The sequence below is a fragment of the Pseudarthrobacter sp. HLT1-3 genome, assembly GCF_059383535.1.
This window is the reverse complement of sequence record NZ_JBWZCJ010000009.1, coordinates 1-17,454: the sequence shown is the minus strand read 5'-3', so window position 1 is coordinate 17,454 and position 17,454 is coordinate 1. Positions and strand designations below refer to the sequence as shown.

The window sequence follows — 17,454 nt, the reverse complement described above, 5'->3', positions numbered from 1 at the left end:
ATGAGCAGCTATGACGCACCGACCGGCCGCACAGAACGAAACGCGGAAGGCAGCAGCCCGGCTACTCCCCCGCAGTCCGCCATCCCCGAGCCGCAGGACGACTCCCCGGCACGTGTGGGCACGATCGTCTGGGGGCTGATCGTGGTGGCCCTCGCCGCGCTCCTCATCGTCTCCCAGCTCGGGATTGTGGTCCTCAACGGCACCTATGTGCTGATCGGCCTGATGATTGGCGCCGGCGCAGCACTGGTGATCGGCGGGCTGCTCTCGGCCCGGGGACGTGACAAAGAACCCTCAACACGGAAGTCTTGAACCATGGATAAGTTCTTCAGCACCGTCAGGGGCCTTGGCCTGAAACGTGGACCGCAGCGCTGGTTGGGCGGTGTCTGCGGCGGGATTGCCGCCAAGCTGAACGTGGACGTGGCGTTCGTGAGGATCGCTTTCCTGCTCTTCGCGCTGCTTCCCGGGCCCGCCTTCGTGTTCTATCTCGCGGCCTGGCTGCTGCTCCCGGACCAGCGGAATGCCATCGTCCTCGAGACCGTCCTGGCTAACCGCTCGATCAAGCCCTAATTGCCAGAACCGGAAGTGCCCCTGCCTGTGGCAGGGGCACTTCCGGCTGTAACCGTTTGTGTCCTCCCGCACAGGCGCCACTAGACTCTAGATGAGCTCAGCGTGGCGCTCTGCCTGTAACCCTTCAAGCCAGGATTTGAGCCAAGACATGAAAATTGGAATCCTCACCAGCGGCGGGGACTGCCCCGGGCTGAACGCCGTCATCCGCGGCATCGTCCTGAAGGGCATCGCCGTCCATGGCCACGAATTCGCGGGATTCCGGGACGGCTGGCGCGGCGTCGTCGAGGGCGACACCATCGATCTCCCCCGCACCATGGTCCGCGGCATCGCCAAGCAGGGCGGAACCATCCTGGGCACCTCCCGCACCAACCCGTTCGAAAACAATGGTGGGCCCGAGGTCATCAAGGCCAACATGGACCGGCTGGGCATCGACGCCCTGATCGCCATCGGCGGCGAAGGAACCCTGGCGGCGGCCAAACGGCTCACCGACGCCGGACTGAAAATCGTCGGGGTCCCGAAGACCGTCGACAACGACCTCGACGCAACCGACTACACCTTCGGCTTCGACACCGCCGTCGAGATCGCCACCGAAGCAATCGATCGCCTGCGCACCACCGGAGAATCCCACCACCGCTGCATGATCGCCGAGGTGATGGGCCGCCACGTCGGCTGGATCGCCCTGCACGCGGGGATGGCCTCCGGCGCCCACGCCATCCTGATCCCGGAGCAGAAGGCCTCGATGGAGCAGATCACCGAGTGGGTTATCTCGGCCCGCGACCGCGGCCGTGCACCCCTCGTTGTGGTCGCTGAGGGGTTCGTGCCGGAGGGCCAGGAAACGCCGCACTCCGAACGCGGACTGGACACCTTCGGCCGCCCACGGCTGGGCGGGATCTCCGAAATGCTGGCCCCGGAACTGGAGGCCAGGACCGGCATCGAAACCCGGGCGACAGTGCTGGGACACATCCAGCGCGGCGGCGTGCCCACCGCGTTCGACCGAGTATTGGCGACCCGTCTGGGCATGGCCGCCGTTGACTCCGTCATCGAGGGACGCTGGGGCACCATGGTCTCGCTCAATGGCACAGACATCGTCCACGTCGGCTTCGACGCCGCGCTCGGGAACCTCAAGACTGTCCCGCAGCACCGCTACGACGAGGCCGCGGTCCTCTTCGGCTGATCCGGCTGGTCCTCCGGGTCCTCCGGGTCCTCCGCACTGAGGGTCCCACGCCGGTGGGTAGGGTGGAGTTATGACACTTGAGCCCGGTTCGGTCGACATCATCCTGCTCGCGTGGGCCCGTCGCCTGGGGCTCGACGACGGCGCCTTCGCGGCCGCCGCCGGCGAACGCATCCTGCGTGCCGATGAGTCGGCCCGGGCCGTGCAGTTCGTCCGGCTGTTCGGCAATTCCGCCCTGGTGGGCCCGCAATGGGCGCTGGACGCCGCCGTCGGGCTGTCCGACGGCGAACTCGCCCAGCACGTCACCCTGTTGACCATCACCCGTGACCATGGAGGCCACGGCCTCGGCGCCGCCGCGCTGTTCTTCGCCGACGAACTGCCGCTGCGGCAGCCCGCGGAGGAGCTCACCGTGTCGCACGGCAATCCGGAAGCAATCGAGCTGGAAGCCGCCTGCCCGCCGGATGACGTGAATGAAGTGGGTCTCTCGGACCTCGAGCACCGCTTCACCATCATGCACGTGGAGGACGGCCGGCGGACCCCCGTAGCCTGCGGCGCCTACTCCGAATGGGAAGGCATCATCGCGCACATGGGCGTGCTGGTTGCTCCGGAGTGGCGCCGCCGCGGACTGGGCTCGCTGGCGGCCTCGATTGCGGCGCACGAGGCACTCGCGTCCGGGCTGACGCTGCAGTGGCGCTCCGACGTCAGCAACCAGGGCTCGCTGGCCATCGCCCGGAGCCTGGGCTTCACCGCCGGCGGCATCCAGACCAGTGTGCTGCTGGGCTGACCCGGCAGCACACCGGCCACACGTCAGCGGGCCTGCGCCCCGGCGCCCTTGGTACCGGCTGACGCCGCCGGCACGGTCCCGGGAGTCCCCCAGCCCTGCATCGGCTGGGGCTTGGCAAAAAACAGCGCCACCGCCGCGCCGATCAGGATGACGGCAGCGGGCAGCAGCATGGACTGGCCCATCGCCGTCGAGAATCCCTCCTTCAGGGCGTCGGGAAGCGCGCCGCCGAACGACATCGGACTCGCCTCACGGGTCCCTCCCGGGACGGCCGGGAGTTCCGCCGCGAGCCGGGCCTGGATCAGCACCGCAATGGCGGCGCTGCCCAGCACGGCCCCGATCTGGCGCGTGGTGTTGTACACGCCCGAGCCCGCACCGGCCTGCCGTGGGGGCAGGTTGCGGGTGGCGGTGGTGCTCAGCGGCGCCCAGATGCCGGCGTTCGCGAAACCGAGCACGGCGCTCGGCAGCAGGAACATCAGGATCGGAGTGTCCGGGTGCATCAGCCATCCATTCCAGAACAGCGCGACGGACAGCAGCAACAGGCCGGCGGCGGCGATGAATTTCGGATTGACCCGGTCGATGATCTTGCCCACCACGGGCGCGAGCCCGCCGGAAATGAGCGCCATCGGCACCATCATCAGCGCGGACTGGGTCGGGGTCAGTCCGCGGACAATCTGGAAGTAGAAGATCAGCGGCAGCGTGAAAGACGTGACAGCGAAGCCGACAGTGGTGATGCCGATGTTCGCCAGGGAAAAATTGCGGTCCGTGAACAGGGACAGCGGCAGCAGCGGTTCACCCTTGTTCACCTTTTGCCACAGCACAAAAACCACCAGCACGGCGATCCCGGCGATGATGAGGCCCCACACCGAAATCGGTCCGGCGATGGTGCCCCAGTTGTAGGTTTCGCCTTCCTGGATGCCGAACACCAGCAGGAACAGCCCGACGGCGCTGAGCAACACGCCGGGGATATCGAACTTGTGCGGGTGGGTGGTCAGGGACGGCACGTAGCGCAGCGCCAGGAAGAACCCGACGAGGCCGACCGGGAGGTTGATAAAGAAGATCCACTCCCAGCCGAGGCCGTCGACCAGGACGCCGCCGAGGATCGGGCCGACCAGGGTGGCGACGCCGGCGGTGGCGCCCCAGATTCCCATCGCGGCTCCGCGCCGGTCCGGCGGGAAGATCCGGGTGATGACGGCCATGGTCTGGGGTGTCATCAGTGCGGCGCCGAAGCCCTGGAACACGCGGGCCACGATCAGCATCTGGACGTCGCCGGAGAGCCCGCACCAGAGCGAGGCCAGGGTGAAGACGACCAGCCCGGTCAGGTAGAGCCGCTTCGGGCCGAAGCGGTCACCGAGCCGGCCGGTGATCAGCAGCGGCACGGCGTAGGCGAGCAGATAGGCGCTGGTCACCCAGATCACCGAGTTGATGTCGGCGTCGAGGCCTTCCATGATGCGGGGGTTGGCCACCGACACAATGGTCGTGTCGACCAGGATCATAAAGAACCCGATCACGAGGGACCAGAGTGCCGGCCACGGCCTGGTGACGTTTTCCATAAGATTCCTTGCGGGTTGGGAGGATGGCTGGCGTATTCCTAAGAGTGTTCGTCGGGGCGCAAGCCCCGGATGGGCTACCAGGCAAGCTGGCCGCTGCCGAGCTGGTCCTGAAAGTTCCGGATCCAGCTGATCTCGGCGTGCAGCATCGCCTGCTGGTACTCCATATCGATCCAGTACTTGCGCTCGATGTCCTTCGTCCGGGCCTGCTCCTGTGCCGAGACCAGGGCACCCACCTGCTGCTCCAGGCCGACGAGGCGGCGGGCCAGCAGTTCAATCACGACGCCGGCCGGCAGGTTGTACGCCTCCGAGACGGCCAGCGGGAACCACGGATACTCGTTGACGGGGCTGGCCAGCATGTCCTGGAGCCTTTGGGTGAGGGCTTCCCGCCCGGCCCCGGTGATCTCATAGGTGGTGCGTTCGGGACGGTTGCCCTCCCGGTCGGTGCCGGTGGCGGCGACAAGTCCCTGCTCGGCCAGCCGACCGACCGCGTGGTAAAGCGTTCCCGGCCGGACTTTCACGAGCCGGTCCTCATGCCGGGCGATCAGGAGCTGGTGCATCTCGTAGGGGTGCATGGGCGCCTCGACCAGCAGGGACAGCGCGGCGACACCCAGCGGCGTCAGGGGTGCGTTCCGGGCCATGGTGCGTTGTCTTCCCATGGTTTTTGGCAGCGCGGGCCAAGCCCCGCGGCGGTTATTCCACTGGAACTATTCCACATGGAGTATTAGCGCGCAAGACCGGTGCCGGGCTGCCGGCCCGCACCCTTCGCTGCCGGGCCGGGCTCAGCCCAGCAGGGCGAGAATGTCTTTCCGTTCGAACATCTCCGCGGCGGCCCGGGCTGAAGGGGTGCCGGCGTCGGGATCCGCGCCCGCGTCAACCAGCACCTGCACGACCTCCGTGTAGCCCTTGAAGACGGCTCCGGCGAGCGGCGTCTGCCCGCGGTCGTTGGCGGTGTTGGCCTCTCCGCCGTGGGCCAGGATCAGCCGGACCGTGTCGGGGTGGCCGTGGTATGCGGCCAGCATCAGCAGGGAATCTCCGGCCGCGGTCGTCATGGTTGCCGGGGCACCGGCGGACAGATAGCGGCCGAGCAGAGCGTCGTTGCCTTCGCGGGCCGCATCGAACAGGGCGTGGGCCAGCGCCAGGGTCTCCTCGTCCGGCACCTCCGGCGTCTCGCCGCTCATCGCGTGCCCCGCAGGAAGCCGGTCTGGCGTCCCACGACCTGGCCGGCGTCGGGGGCGACGATAACTTCCTGCGCGGCGGTGTAGGGCTCGTCGCCGTCGAGGACGGTCAGGGTTTCCCCGGCCGGGACCGAGCGCTTGACCACGGCCAGCGCCACCGGCCCCATTTCGTAGTGCTGCGCCACGGAGGTCACGGTCCCGACTTTGCGGTCTCCGGACCGGACTTCGCTGCCGACGGCAGGCATCGTGTGCTGCGAGCCGTCGAGCTGCAGGAACACCAGCCGGCGCGGCGGGTGGCCCAGGTTGTGGACGCGCGCCACGGTTTCCTGGCCCTTGTAGCAGCCCTTGTTCAGGTGCACGGCGGTGCGGAGCAGGTCCAGTTCGTGCGGGATGGTCTTGTCGTCGGTTTCGGCGCCCCAGCGGGGCCGCCAGGCCGCGATGCGCAGCGCTTCGGCGGCCCAGATCCCGGCGAGCGGCCGGTCACCCACCGTGGCTTCCAGCTCAGCGGCGGGGACGAGGTACTCAAACCAGGGCCGCTCCAGGCCGGGGTGGGCGTCCTCGCCCACCACCGCATAGGAGTAGCCGCCGGCGCCGACGTGTGGCCAGGGGTCTTCCCAGACCAGACGGCCGGACCATTCCGGGACCCGGCGCGTGGTTCCCAGCACGGACCAGTCCGCCGACACATCGGCGATTTCGACCCGCAGCATGAACTTCATCTTGTTGAGCCAGTCGGCCAGCGGCCCGGCCTCAGCGGCTTCCACGATCAGCCAGGTCGTCCCGCCGTCGTCGACCACCCGCGCGTCGAATTCGATCCGGCCCTGCACACTCAGCAGCAGCAGTTCGCTGGACTGTCCCGGCGCCAGGTTCGTCAGCTGCTGCGAGGACAGGGTGTTGAGCCAGCTCAGCCGGTCCGGGCCGGCGACGGTCACGACGCCGCGGTGGGACAGGTCCACGACGGCGGTGCCGGCGGCCAGCGCACGCTGTTCGCGCAGCGGTTCGCCGTAGTGGGAGGCGACGCCGGCGTCAGCGCCGCCGGCGTCGACGGCGCCCGGGCGCGCCAGCAGGGGGCTCTTAGTAGTCATATGTAGTAGAAGTCCTTCGGGGTTAGCGGTATTCCGGATTTTCGAAGTCAAACCGGGTGCCGGCTTTCCAGGCGTCGGGCAGGTTTCCGTAGGCGGGAATGCCGCCGGCGTCCTTCAGCGTCCGGGCCAGGTGCAGCAGGTTCCAGGTCATAAAGGTGGTGTTGCGGTTCGTGAAGTCGCTTTCCGGACCGCCGGAGCCTTCATCGAGGTAGCTCGGGCCCGGCCCGACGGCGCCGATCCAGCCGGCGTCGGCCTGCGGCGGGACCGTGAAGCCGATGTGCTGGAGGCTGTAGAGGACGTTCATGGCGCAATGCTTGATCCCGTCCTCATTGCCGGTGATCAGGCAGCCGCCCACCTTGGGGTAGAACGCCCACTGACCCTTGTCGTTGAGTTCGCCGGAGTGCGCATAGAGGCGTTCGATCAGCTTCTTGGTCTGTGAGGAGTTGTCGCCCAGCCAGATCGGCCCGGCCACGACGACGATGTCGGCCTCCCGCACGGCCGGATAGAGCTCCGGCCAGTCGTCGGTCTTCCAGCCGTGCTCGCGCATGTCCGGGTAGACGCCCGGGGCGATGTCGTGGTCCACCGTCCGGATGACGCGCGTGCTGACACCGTGTTTCTCCATGATCCGGCGGCTGACCTCAATCAGGCCCTGCGTGTTGGACACCTCCGGGGACTTCTTGAGCGTGCCGTTGAAGTACACGGCCTTGAGGTCGCTGAAGTCGGCTGGAACGGTGGGTATGGCGGCTGTGGCATTCACTGTAGTGCTCCCTGCGGTCGCTGCGGACAACGGAAATTCAGTGAGACCCCAAGACCAGGCTGCGGTTCGACGGCGCGGGGGCGCCGCTGCTTCAGCTGACCTTGGAAAGGATGGCCGACGCGTGGGCCTCCAGGCCGCTGCCCCCCTCGGGACCTTTGCCGGTGGCAACGTCCCAGCGCCAGAGCAGGTTGCCGTCCACGAGTCCAAAAATCCGGGTGGCTGCGGTGTACTCCTTGGAGTGGCTGCCACGCATCACCATGTCGGTGCTGAGCTGGATCTGCGGGCCTTTGATCTGGCCGTAGTACAGCTCGGAAATCCCGCCGGGGTGAGCGATCGAAACAGAGATGTCGAAGCCGCCGTCTTTGTTACGCAGCGCCTCGACCTCGTCGGCGCTCTTGAGCACGGGAACGATGTCGGCCGGGATCAGTCCCGGGCCGCCATCCTCTTCACGCTGTTTGCGCTCCAGGGCCCAGAACCCGGTTTCGACGGTCAACGGACGCAACTTCGTGCCCTCGTCGTCGGTCAGCCAGCTCTCGGCGCGGTACTGCAGGTAGGGCAGGCCGTTGTGCGTGAACGACACGCGCTGCAGGAAGTGCTCCGAATCCTCTTCCCCGGCCCCGAGCCGGCCCCGGCCCTCCCACTCACCAATGAGCCAGGACAGCGGAACAATTTCGGGGGTCAGGTCTGTCGGTATTTCAATCGGCACGGCAGCTACCTTTGGAAACGAAGACGGCTAGTGGGGCTGTTACTTCTGGCCCTTGTAAAGGCGGTAGACCACAAAGCCGGCGAACCACGCCATGGCCAGGCTGGCAACGCCGAGCAGGACAAGGAAGAAGATTTCAAATGCAAGTACGGACATGATGCCATCCTAGCGGGTTAGTAGATGAGTAGTTTGTCTATGAAGTAGGCCAGCGAACCGACCGCGGCGACCGGGCCCAGCCCTATTCCGAGGGCTGCCGCCAAGCTTAGCGATTCACCCCGGAGGATCACCAACCGGCGGAAACTTACCAGGACGGCACCCACGACCACCCCGACAATCGCGGCGGGGAGTACGGCAATGTCGGAAAACACGAGGCCGGCGAGGGGTCCAGCCAGCCCGGCCCCGAGGACGCCCAGCGGAGCCACCACGCGGTCCGGCCAGCGGATCAGGCCGGCGAGCAGGGCGATCGCAGCGCTGATCGCCGCGACCAGGAGCATCTCCCGCACCCCGTTGAAGCGGGCGCAGGCGATCCACCCGGCGCCCAGGCAGGACAACAAGACGCCGGCGCTGGACCCGAGCGTGGACTCCAGGCGCTGCGCCTGTCCCGTTCCGCGGATCAGCTGCATCACGAAGATCGCCATCAGGCCCGCGGCCATAAACGACGGCGTCCAGTCCAGGAACCCCGGGGCCGGCAGGTAGGTGGCGGCAATGGCGGCGCCAACGCCGGGCAGGCCGATCAGGACGCCGAGGGTTTTCCGGGCCGGGATGCCCAGGAAATGCGGCCAGCCGATCCCGATGCCGGCGGCGGTCAGCACGCCAACAGCCAGGAGTGCCTCCGGCGAGGCGTAGGACGCGCCGACAATAGCGGCGAGGCCGGCCAGTCCGATGATGCCGATGGCCCAGGACTTCACTGTTCACCCGACATCTGTGGTTTCGTCATCCGTCTTCCGGTCATCGTCGTACCTTCGCTCACTGCGGACCCCAATTCGACCTGATCTACGTCAGGGGGCTGCGGGCCCCGACGGATCAATCCTGCCCTATGTGACCGTTTTGTGTCGCACAGGAAACGGCCGAAGGTGGCCGCATCATGTCCGGGAAGGGACCGTTGGGTATACTCAGACTCAGCTACAGACGCCCAACGATGCGCGGACACCCCTTGGAGGAAACATGTCGCACATCCTGTTACTGACGAACAGCGCCGGCTCATCGGTGGACGTCCTGCCTGCGCTGGAACTGCTGAACCACCGGGTGCATATTCTCCCGGCCGAGCCGACAGCGCTGCTGGAGACCGACCCCTGCGACATCGTCCTGCTGGACGCCCGCAAGGACCTCGTGGGCGCGCGTTCCCTGACCCAACTGCTCAAGGCCACCGGCCTGAGCGCCCCCCTGATGCTCATCCTGACCGAGGGTGGCATGGCCGCCGTCTCCTCGGCGTGGGCCGTCGATGACATTCTGCTGGACTCCGCCGGGCCCGCCGAGGTCGAGGCCCGCATCCGGTTGGGCGTCGCCCGATCGGTAACCGAACAGGACGATGCCCCGACCGAGATCCGGGCCGCCGGCGTCGTCATCGACGAGGCCAGTTACACCGCCCGGGTCAACGGCGCACCGCTGAACCTGACTTTCAAGGAATTTGAACTGCTCAAGTACCTGGCGCAGCACCCCGGCCGGGTCTTTACCCGCCAGCAGCTGCTGACCGAGGTCTGGGGCTACGACTATTACGGCGGCACCCGCACGGTGGACGTCCACGTCCGGCGGCTGCGTGCCAAGCTTGGCGCCGATCACGAGAACCTGATCAGCACCGTCCGCAACGTGGGCTACCGCCTGACACTGGTCCGGCATCCCGAGGAAGAACTCACCGAAGCATAAGCAAAAAAGCCCCGGACGTCGGTCCGGGGCTTTTTGCTGCTTCAATGCGAGCTGCTTCAGTGGAGGACATACGGGTCGAACGTATCGAGGCCACCCCAGTGGTGGATCCCCCTCGCGTCCGGCCTACCGGATCCAGGAACAAGCTCTGGACCGAACAGCCGGACGAGTTATCGACTATACGTAACACTTCCGGAAACCACAAAATCGGCCCGGCCGTGCCGGCACCGTATAGCCTTGCACCATGAGTTCCGCGCACCCCGAAAACTGGCCCGTCCTCGCCGCCCACGGAGCTGCGGATGCGCAGCTCCTCAAGGACATCCGGGCCCTCGCGGCCGCCGCCGAGGAATCCGATGGCAATCCGCCGCTGTCCGAGCAGACGCTCGTGACGCTGCGTGCCGCTGGCACCGGCGGGGCAGCCGGTTCGGCAGAGGCTGCGGGCTCCGGAGAGCCGGCAGACACCAAGTCAGTGCTGACACTCGCCCTGTACAGCCCCGATGAGAAATCCGACCCGGCAACGGCGCAGGACCTGGCCGGGGTCGCCGTCGTCATCGGGGAACCGGACGGGACGGGAGTGCTGGAAATCGCGGTCCACCCCAGCTACCGCAACCAGGGCGTGGCGGGCCGGCTGGTCGGTGAGCTCCGGGCCACGCGCGGCTTCGCCGGCCTCAAGGCCTGGTCGCACGGCAACCACGAGGCCGCGGCGGACCTCGCCGCGCGCTACGGCTACGGACCCGTCCGCGAGTTGTGGAAGATGCGGCTCACCAGCGCGGCGGCGGAGCTGCCCGACGTCCCCGTGCCCGCCGGAGTGACCCTGCGCGCCTTCGTCCCGGGCCGGGACGAGGACCCCTGGCTCGCAGCGAACCGGGCCGCCTTCGCCGACCACGCCGAGCAGGGCCACATGACGCGCGCCGACCTGGACGCCAGGATGGCCGAGCCGTGGTTCGATCCGGCCGGTTTCCTGCTGGCCGTCGATGCCTCGGACCGGATCCTCGGCTTCCACTGGACCAAGGTGCACCCCCGGCACGGAGACCACCCCGCGATCGGCGAGGTGTACGTCGTGGGCGTGACACCCGACGCGCAGGGCACCGGGCTGGGCAAGGCGCTGACGGTCGCCGGCATCCGGCACCTGCAGCACCAGGGCCTGCACGCCGTCATGCTCTACGTCGATGCGGACAACATTCCGGCCGTGGCGCTGTACCGGCGGCTGGGCTTCACCCGCTGGGATGTCGACGTCATGTACGCCCCGCTGGACGGCCGCTGAGCCACCGATCGGACATCCGGGCACGCAGCCTGCGTCCTCCCGGCGGACGCCCTGCGCCCAGCCTGCGTCTGCCCGGCGTCTGCCCGGGGGAAATCCGGACTCCCCGAAAGCTGACCGCCGGGTAATTGCTTGTAAGGTTGAAGCAAAATCGCGCCAGTATTAGGAGAGACCATGCAACGGGATTCTGCCCGGACCGCCACGTCCGGGGCCGCAACACCGGACGCCAAACCTCCCATTGCGCGTGCCCAGTTCGGCTCCTCGGAAGTGCCCGCCTCACGGGCCACCCAGGACCGGATCGACATTCCTGAATTCGCTCCCAGCGTCGAACCGGCGGGCGATTTCAGCCCGGACCGCTTCCTGGACCGCGAACTGAGCTGGCTCTCGTTCAACGCCCGCGTGCTGGAGCTCGCCGAGGACCCGGACCTCCACCTGCTGGAACGCGTCAGCTTCCTCTCCATCTTCGCGTCCAACCTGGACGAGTTCTTTATGGTCCGGGTCGCCGGGCTCAAGCGCCGGATCGCCACAGGCCTGGCCGTCCCCTCCCCCGCCGGACTCAGCCCGGTGCAGGTCCTGGAGCAGATCGGCGATGAGGCCCACCGGCTGCAGCAGCGCCACGCCCGCGTCTACGCCGAGCAGATCCGTCCGGCGCTGGCCTACGAGCACATCCACCTCATGCACTGGGATGACCTGGATTCCCAGGCCCAGGACCAGCTCAGCGCCATGTTCGCGGAGAAGGTCTTCCCGATCCTGACCCCGCTCGCCGTGGATCCGGCCCACCCCTTCCCGTACATCTCGGGGCTCTCGCTGAACCTCGCCGTCGTCGTCCGCAACCCGGTCAGCGACAAGGAACTCTTCGCCCGGCTCAAGGTCCCGGACCAGCTCCCCCGGCTGATCTCGGTCGACGGCCCCCGCGCCGGTTCCGTGCCGGGCCGGGTTGCCCGCTTCATCGCCCTCGAGGAAGTCATCGCGGTCCACCTGGACCAGCTCTTTGCCGGAATGGAGGTGCTGGAACACCACACCTTCCGGGTCACCCGCAACGAGGACCTGGAGGTCGAGGAGGACGACGCCGAGAACCTGCTGCAGGCGCTCGAAAAGGAACTCCTGCGCCGCCGCTTCGGCCCGCCGGTCCGGCTTGAAGTCACCAACGACATCAACCCGAACATCCGGGCGCTGCTGATCCGCGAGCTCGGGGTGGAGGAATCCGAGGTCTACTCGGTCCCCGCACCGCTGGACCTCCGGGGCCTCTCTGTCATTGCCGGCATCGACCGGGCGGACCTGCACTACCCCAAGCATGTCCCGCACACCTCCCGGCACCTCAACGAATCCGAAACCTCCAAGGCGGCGAACGTCTTCGCGGCCATGCGGCGGCGCGACATCCTGCTGCACCACCCCTACGACTCCTTCTCCACCTCGGTGCAGGCGTTCCTGGAGCAGGCGGCCTCGGACCCGAAGGTCCAGGCCATCAAGCAGACCCTGTACCGCACCTCGGGCGACTCCCCGATCGTCGACGCCCTGATCGACGCCGCCGAAGCCGGCAAGCAGGTCCTGGCCCTGGTGGAGATCAAGGCCCGGTTCGATGAGCAGGCCAACATCTCCTGGGCCCGGAAGCTGGAACAGGCCGGCGTCCACGTGGTCTACGGCATCGTGGGCCTCAAGACGCACTGCAAACTCTCCCTGGTGGTGCGCCAGGAAGTGGACGGACTCCGCCGCTACTGCCACATCGGCACCGGCAACTACCACCCCCGCACGGCCCGGTACTACGAGGACCTGGGCCTGCTCACGGCCAATGAGCAGGTGGGCGAGGACCTCTCCAAGCTGTTCAACCAGCTCTCCGGCTACGCCCCGAAGTCGACCTTCAAACGGCTCCTGGTCGCCCCGCGGTCGGTGCGTTCAGGCCTGATCGACCGGATCGAAACCGAGATCCGGAACGCCCGGGCTGGCCTCACCGCCCGGGTCCAGATCAAGGTCAACTCGATGGTGGACGAAGCCATCATCGACTCCCTGTACCGGGCGTCGCAGGCCGGCGTTCCCGTCGACATCATCGTCCGCGGCATCTGCTCGCTGCGGCCGGGCGTGCCGGGCCTCAGCGAGAACATCACGGTCCGCTCCGTGCTGGGCCGGTTCCTGGAACACTCCCGCGTCTTCGCCTTCGCCAATGCCGGGGACCCGGTGGTCTACATCGGTTCGGCGGACATGATGCACCGCAACCTGGACCGCCGCGTGGAAGCGCTTGTCCAGCTCACCAGCGGGGACGACACCACCTACGTCATGGATCTGCTGCGCCGGTACATGGATCCGGGCACCGCGAGCTGGCATCTGGACAACCAGGCGGAGTGGACCCGCCACCACCTCGCCGAAGACGGGCGCGAACTCGAGGACATCCAGTCCTGGCTGCTGAATTCCCGCTCCCGGCAGCGCTCGTCCGGGCTGCGCTAGGGCTCTGGCATTGAATAGCGATTCACCGGTTGCCGACCAGACGGACCATCCCGGCGACGCGATCGCGGTGGTGGCTGCGGGCGCCGTCCCCTGGCGCATCGCCCCGGGCGAGAAGGACAAGCTCGAGGTCCTGCTGATCCACCGGCCGCGTTATGACGACTGGTCCTGGCCCAAGGGCAAGATCGATCCCGGCGAGACGGTGCCCGAGTGCGCAGCCCGCGAAGTTGAAGAGGAAATCGGGCTGAAGGCGCCGCTGGGCATCCCGCTGCCCGCCATCCACTACCATGTCCCCGCCGGGCTGAAGGTGGTCCACTACTGGGCCGTGGACGTCAACGGGGCCGCGCTCCTGCCGGACGGCAAGGAAGTGGACAGCGTGATGTGGTGCCCGCCGGAAAAGGCGGCCCGGCTGCTGAGCAACCCGAGCGACGTGGCCCCGCTGGAGCATCTGGCGGCGGCACATGCCCGCGGCGAACTGAAGACATGGCCGCTCGTGATCGTGCGCCACGCCAAGGCCAAGCCGCGCTCCTCCTGGTCCAAAGCCGAAGGGGACCGGCCGCTGGCTATTACCGGGATGCGGCAGGCGCAGGCAGTGGGACGGCTGCTGCAGGCCTGGAAACCAATGCGCATCCTCTCGAGTCCGTGGCTCAGGTGTGTCTCCACCATCGCCCCCTACGCCAAAGCGTCCGATGCGAAGGTGAAGCTGACTGAAGCCCTCACCGAGCACCGGCACGGCCGCCATCCGCACAAGACGGCAGCCGCCGTCGAGGGCCTGTTCGACAAGCAGCGGGCCGTGGTGCTGTGCACGCACCGCCCTGCCCTGCCCACGGTGTTCGCCCAGCTCGGAAAACACATGGGTGCCCGGCTGCGCGCCCAGCTGCCGGTTTCCGACCCGTTCCTGGCCCCCGGTGAGATCGTGGTGTGCCATGTGGCGCACCACAGCAAGGACAAAGTGGTCGCGGTGGAGCGCTTCAGGCCGTTCGACGACTGAGCCGCCGAGGGCAGTCACCTCCGGCCGGCGCTCAGCCGGGGCCCCCGTTAATCAGTGAGGGCCCCCGTTAAGTAGACTGGGACGGTGAGCATTCCAACGCCCTATGAAGACCTGCTGCGCGATGTCCTGGCGCACGGCACGCACAAATCGGACCGGACCGGGACCGGGACCCTCAGTGTGTTCGGCCGCCAGCTGCGTTTCGACCTGAGCAAAAGCTTCCCGCTGATCACCACGAAACGCGTGCACTTCAAGTCCGTCGCCGTGGAGCTGCTCTGGTTCCTCCGCGGCGACTCGAACGTGAAGTGGATGCAGGACCAGGGTGTCACCATCTGGAACGAATGGGCCGACGCCGACGGCGAACTCGGCCCGGTCTACGGCGTCCAGTGGCGTTCCTGGCCGACCCCCGACGGCGGCCACATCGACCAGATCGCCGAACTCATCGAGAACCTCAAGACCAACCCCGATTCCCGCCGGCACATCATCTCGGCCTGGAACGTCGCCGAACTCAAGGACATGGCCCTCCCGCCGTGCCACGCGTTCTTCCAGTTCTACGTGGCCGACGGCAAGCTCTCCTGCCAGCTGTACCAGCGCTCCGCGGACACCTTCCTGGGCGTGCCGTTCAACATCGCCTCCTACGCCCTGCTGACCTGCATGATCGCCCAGCAGATCGGCCTGGAACCCGGCGAATTCGTCTGGACCGGCGGTGACGTCCACATCTACGACAACCACATGGACCAGGTCCTCAAGCAGCTCGCCCGGGACCCCTACGACTACCCGCAGCTCAAGATCACCAGCAAGCCGGACTCCATCTTCGACTACACCCTCGATGACTTCGAAGTGGTCGGATACAAGCACCACCCGACAATTAAGGCCCCGATAGCCGTATGAGCAACGACACCACCCCGGGCGCACGCCCCGCCGACTTCACCGGCACCCTGGACGCCCTTACCGGGCTCGGCGTCGTCTGGGCCCAAACCAGCACCGGCGTCATCGGCAAGGACGGCGGCATGCCGTGGCGCCTTCCCGAGGACATGTCGCACTTCAGCCGGCTCACGACCGGCCACCCCGTGATCATGGGCCGCAAGACCTGGGATTCCTTTCCGGACAAGTACCGCCCCCTGCCCGGCAGGACGAACATCGTCATCACCCGCCAGGAAGAGTGGGGCTGCACGCCGGCGGCCGAGGGCGCCCTCCCGGTCCAGTCCCTGGACGACGCGCTCCTGGAGTCCCAGTTCGCCCCTGGCAACGACATGGTCTGGATCATCGGCGGCGGCGACATCTTTGCCCAGTCCATGGACCTTGCCAACGTCGCCGTGATCACCACGATCGACACCACCACTGAGGGCGACACGTTCGCCCCGGACCTGGGCTACGACTGGACCATGGGCGCGAGCCTGCCGGCCGACGGCTGGGAGACCGCCGACAACGGCACCCGCTACCGCATCACCGTGTGGCGCCGGACGGAGCACTAAGGAATGCTGAAGAAACCCGAAACCCTCTTTGTCCTTGGCTACATGCTGCTGCCGCTGCTGGCGCTGCTCTCTGCGATCGTGGGGCTGACCATGATCCTGGGCGGCAACAAGATCGTCGGCGCCATCGTGCTCGTGGTCATCACCCAGGCCTTCGCTTTCGGGGCGTTCTTTGCCCTGCGGAGGCGGAAGCACGCGCTGCTCACAGAACCCCGCGGCGAATAACGTCCCTGCCGGGCCTTCGGCTGAAGCCCGGATGGGGACATCACCCGTCGCCGGTTGCCGCGGTTCCTCCGCCGGGAGCGGGGCATCCCGGATCCCACTCCGCGGCAGGTGAATTGAGCAGTTGAGGTGAGCCGTGACGTAACCGGCTGCGCCCCTCAGCCAACAAAGTCTAAACTGGGCCCATGACTACAGCAGCTACTCCGTCCGTTGGACTGGTCGGTTGGCGTGGCATGGTCGGCTCCGTCCTGATGCAGCGCATGCAGGATGAGGGCGACTTCGCCAACATCAACCCGGTATTTTTCTCCACCTCGAACGCGGGGGGTGCGGCGCCCGCGTTCGCTGGTCCTGCCGGCGGCGATGCGGGCAAGCTCGAGGACGCGTTCGACGTCGACGCCCTGGCGAAGCTGCCCATTATCGTCACCGCCCAGGGCGGCGACTACACCAAACAGGTCCATGGCGAGCTGCGCAGCCGCGGCTGGGACGGTCTCTGGATCGATGCCGCGTCCACCCTGCGGATGAACGACGACTCGATCATCGTGCTGGACCCGATCAACCGCGATGTCATCGATGCCGGGCTCTCCGGCGGCGTGAAGGACTTCATTGGCGGCAACTGCACCGTCTCGTGCATGCTCATGGGCCTGGGCGGACTCTTTAAGAACGGCCTCGTCGAATGGGGCACCTCGATGACCTACCAGGCGGCCTCCGGCGGCGGCGCCCGGCACATGCGCGAACTGCTGAGCCAGTTCGGCACGCTCAACTCCCAGGTCAGCACGGAACTGGACGACCCGGCGTCGGCCATCCTGGAGATCGACCGCAAGGTCCTGGCCCACCAGCGCAACGGCATCGACGCCACCCAGTTCGGCGTCCCGCTGGCCGGATCGCTGATCCCGTGGATCGACGCGGACCTCGGCAACGGCCAGTCCAAGGAGGAGTGGAAGGCCGGGGTGGAGACCAACAAGATCCTCGGCACCTCCGGCGCTGAGCACATCATCATGGACGGGCTCTGCGTCCGGATCGGCGCCATGCGTTCGCACTCCCAGGCGCTCACGCTCAAGCTCCGCGAGGACCTGTCCGTCGCCGAGATCGAGAAGCTCCTGGCCTCGGACAACGAGTGGGCCAAGGTGGTGCCCAACACCAGGGACGCGTCGATGGCCGAGCTCACCCCCGTGGCGGCGTCCGGCACCCTGGACATCCCGGTGGGCCGGATCCGCAAGCTGGAGATGGGCCCGGAGTACATCAGCGCGTTCACCGTCGGCGACCAGCTGCTGTGGGGTGCGGCCGAACCGCTGCGCCGCATGCTCAAAATCGCCACCGGCAACCTCTAGGAGCGTGGGTCAGTAGTCGTTAAAACGCCGGGTGATATTCCGGGTCCTTGGCGTGGGGGCTGGAAGAATCGGTGGATGACTTCCGATTTCCAGGATGG

General features: G+C 67.3%; 19 protein-coding genes. 12 read left to right on the top strand and 7 right to left on the bottom strand.

Annotation, left to right across the window (positions count from 1 at the left end; all coding sequences use genetic code 11):
* From AC50X9_RS09615 to AC50X9_RS09600, 4 genes are all read left to right on the top strand, one after another.
* Positions 1-309 (top strand): hypothetical protein, encoded by a 309-nt coding sequence (locus tag AC50X9_RS09615; RefSeq protein WP_494892897.1) that lies wholly within the window; start codon positions 1-3, stop codon positions 307-309.
* Positions 310-312: 3 nt separating this feature from the next.
* On the top strand, positions 313-567 hold the full coding sequence (locus tag AC50X9_RS09610; RefSeq protein ID WP_494892895.1) for a PspC domain-containing protein: 255 nt from the start codon (positions 313-315) through the stop codon (positions 565-567).
* 148 nt (positions 568-715) lie between these two features.
* Entirely contained in the window at positions 716-1,741 is a 1,026-nt protein-coding gene (locus AC50X9_RS09605) for a 6-phosphofructokinase (RefSeq protein ID WP_494892893.1), read from the top strand.
* 70 nt (positions 1,742-1,811) lie between these two features.
* The gene (locus tag AC50X9_RS09600; RefSeq protein WP_494892891.1) at positions 1,812-2,522 is read left to right on the top strand and encodes a GNAT family N-acetyltransferase; all 711 of its coding nucleotides are present in this window, start codon (positions 1,812-1,814) and stop codon (positions 2,520-2,522) included.
* Positions 2,523-2,545: 23 nt separating this feature from the next.
* On the opposite strand, the gene AC50X9_RS09595 is transcribed toward AC50X9_RS09600, so the two are convergent.
* The 7 genes from AC50X9_RS09595 to AC50X9_RS09565 all read right to left on the bottom strand — a co-directional run bounded on the left by AC50X9_RS09595 (position 2,546) and on the right by AC50X9_RS09565 (position 8,697).
* Positions 2,546-4,072, bottom strand: a complete 1,527-nt coding sequence (locus AC50X9_RS09595; protein WP_494892889.1) for a DHA2 family efflux MFS transporter permease subunit — start codon at positions 4,070-4,072, stop codon at positions 2,546-2,548.
* Positions 4,073-4,146: 74 nt separating this feature from the next.
* Positions 4,147-4,710 (bottom strand): PadR family transcriptional regulator, encoded by a 564-nt coding sequence (locus tag AC50X9_RS09590; protein ID WP_494892887.1) that lies wholly within the window; start codon positions 4,708-4,710, stop codon positions 4,147-4,149.
* Between the two features lie 141 nt (positions 4,711-4,851).
* On the bottom strand, positions 4,852-5,250 hold the full coding sequence (locus AC50X9_RS09585; RefSeq protein ID WP_494892885.1) for an ankyrin repeat domain-containing protein: 399 nt from the start codon (positions 5,248-5,250) through the stop codon (positions 4,852-4,854).
* Positions 5,247-6,329, bottom strand: a complete 1,083-nt coding sequence (ygfZ, locus tag AC50X9_RS09580; RefSeq protein WP_494892883.1) for a CAF17-like 4Fe-4S cluster assembly/insertion protein YgfZ — start codon at positions 6,327-6,329, stop codon at positions 5,247-5,249. Before ygfZ ends, AC50X9_RS09585 begins: the two co-directional genes overlap by 4 nt.
* A gap of 22 nt (positions 6,330-6,351) precedes the next feature.
* Positions 6,352-7,086 carry a flavodoxin family protein gene (locus tag AC50X9_RS09575; protein WP_494892881.1) on the bottom strand — a complete coding sequence of 245 codons (735 nt, stop codon included), beginning with the start codon at positions 7,084-7,086 and terminating at the stop codon, positions 6,352-6,354.
* 91 nt (positions 7,087-7,177) lie between these two features.
* A complete protein-coding gene (locus AC50X9_RS09570; RefSeq protein ID WP_494892879.1) occupies positions 7,178-7,792 on the bottom strand; it encodes a nitrobindin family protein in 615 nt (204 codons plus the stop codon).
* Positions 7,793-7,962: 170 nt separating this feature from the next.
* Positions 7,963-8,697, bottom strand: coding sequence for a permease (locus AC50X9_RS09565; RefSeq protein ID WP_494892877.1), 735 nt, complete (start codon positions 8,695-8,697; stop codon positions 7,963-7,965).
* 256 nt (positions 8,698-8,953) lie between these two features.
* Here AC50X9_RS09565 and AC50X9_RS09560 point away from each other — a divergent pair, with 256 nt between their 5' ends.
* From AC50X9_RS09560 to asd, 8 genes are all read left to right on the top strand, one after another.
* Entirely contained in the window at positions 8,954-9,652 is a 699-nt protein-coding gene (locus tag AC50X9_RS09560; protein WP_494892875.1) for a winged helix-turn-helix transcriptional regulator, read from the top strand.
* Between the two features lie 241 nt (positions 9,653-9,893).
* Positions 9,894-10,913: a mycothiol synthase gene (mshD, locus tag AC50X9_RS09555; RefSeq protein ID WP_494892873.1), complete on the top strand. Its 1,020-nt coding sequence runs from the start codon at positions 9,894-9,896 to the stop codon at positions 10,911-10,913.
* Between the two features lie 171 nt (positions 10,914-11,084).
* Positions 11,085-13,349, top strand: a complete 2,265-nt coding sequence (locus tag AC50X9_RS09550) for an RNA degradosome polyphosphate kinase (RefSeq protein ID WP_494892871.1) — start codon at positions 11,085-11,087, stop codon at positions 13,347-13,349.
* Positions 13,350-13,359: 10 nt separating this feature from the next.
* Positions 13,360-14,337, top strand: a complete 978-nt coding sequence (locus AC50X9_RS09545) for an NUDIX hydrolase (protein ID WP_494892869.1) — start codon at positions 13,360-13,362, stop codon at positions 14,335-14,337.
* A gap of 84 nt (positions 14,338-14,421) precedes the next feature.
* On the top strand, positions 14,422-15,225 hold the full coding sequence (locus tag AC50X9_RS09540) for a thymidylate synthase (protein ID WP_494892867.1): 804 nt from the start codon (positions 14,422-14,424) through the stop codon (positions 15,223-15,225).
* Positions 15,222-15,809: a dihydrofolate reductase gene (locus AC50X9_RS09535; protein WP_494892862.1), complete on the top strand. Its 588-nt coding sequence runs from the start codon at positions 15,222-15,224 to the stop codon at positions 15,807-15,809. The genes AC50X9_RS09540 and AC50X9_RS09535 overlap by 4 nt, the downstream gene beginning before the upstream one ends.
* Before the next feature lie 3 nt (positions 15,810-15,812).
* A complete protein-coding gene (locus tag AC50X9_RS09530) occupies positions 15,813-16,031 on the top strand; it encodes an NF038396 family protein (RefSeq protein ID WP_494892858.1) in 219 nt (72 codons plus the stop codon).
* A 182-nt stretch (positions 16,032-16,213) separates the two neighbouring features.
* Positions 16,214-17,356, top strand: a complete 1,143-nt coding sequence (gene asd / locus AC50X9_RS09525; protein ID WP_494892856.1) for an aspartate-semialdehyde dehydrogenase — start codon at positions 16,214-16,216, stop codon at positions 17,354-17,356.
* Positions 17,357-17,454: the final 98 nt, after the last annotated feature.

Excerpts from the sequence above, each read along its gene's own strand:
- AC50X9_RS09560 (WP_494892875.1), top strand. The coding sequence starts at position 8,954 with ATGTCGCACATCCTGTTACTGACGAACAGCGCCGGCTCATCGGTGGAC.
- AC50X9_RS09610 (WP_494892895.1), top strand. The coding sequence starts at position 313 with ATGGATAAGTTCTTCAGCACCGTCAGGGGCCTTGGCCTGAAACGTGGA.
- ygfZ (WP_494892883.1), bottom strand. The coding sequence starts at position 6,329 with ATGACTACTAAGAGCCCCCTGCTGGCGCGCCCGGGCGCCGTCGACGCC.
- mshD (WP_494892873.1), top strand. The coding sequence starts at position 9,894 with ATGAGTTCCGCGCACCCCGAAAACTGGCCCGTCCTCGCCGCCCACGGA.
- AC50X9_RS09605 (WP_494892893.1), top strand. The coding sequence starts at position 716 with ATGAAAATTGGAATCCTCACCAGCGGCGGGGACTGCCCCGGGCTGAAC.
- AC50X9_RS09535 (WP_494892862.1), top strand. The coding sequence starts at position 15,222 with ATGAGCAACGACACCACCCCGGGCGCACGCCCCGCCGACTTCACCGGC.
- asd (WP_494892856.1), top strand. The coding sequence starts at position 16,214 with ATGACTACAGCAGCTACTCCGTCCGTTGGACTGGTCGGTTGGCGTGGC.
- AC50X9_RS09590 (WP_494892887.1), bottom strand. The coding sequence starts at position 4,710 with ATGGCCCGGAACGCACCCCTGACGCCGCTGGGTGTCGCCGCGCTGTCC.
- AC50X9_RS09615 (WP_494892897.1), top strand. The coding sequence starts at position 1 with ATGAGCAGCTATGACGCACCGACCGGCCGCACAGAACGAAACGCGGAA.
- AC50X9_RS09550 (WP_494892871.1), top strand. The coding sequence starts at position 11,085 with ATGCAACGGGATTCTGCCCGGACCGCCACGTCCGGGGCCGCAACACCG.
- AC50X9_RS09600 (WP_494892891.1), top strand. The coding sequence starts at position 1,812 with ATGACACTTGAGCCCGGTTCGGTCGACATCATCCTGCTCGCGTGGGCC.
- AC50X9_RS09530 (WP_494892858.1), top strand. The coding sequence starts at position 15,813 with ATGCTGAAGAAACCCGAAACCCTCTTTGTCCTTGGCTACATGCTGCTG.
- AC50X9_RS09585 (WP_494892885.1), bottom strand. The coding sequence starts at position 5,250 with ATGAGCGGCGAGACGCCGGAGGTGCCGGACGAGGAGACCCTGGCGCTG.
- AC50X9_RS09595 (WP_494892889.1), bottom strand. The coding sequence starts at position 4,072 with ATGGAAAACGTCACCAGGCCGTGGCCGGCACTCTGGTCCCTCGTGATC.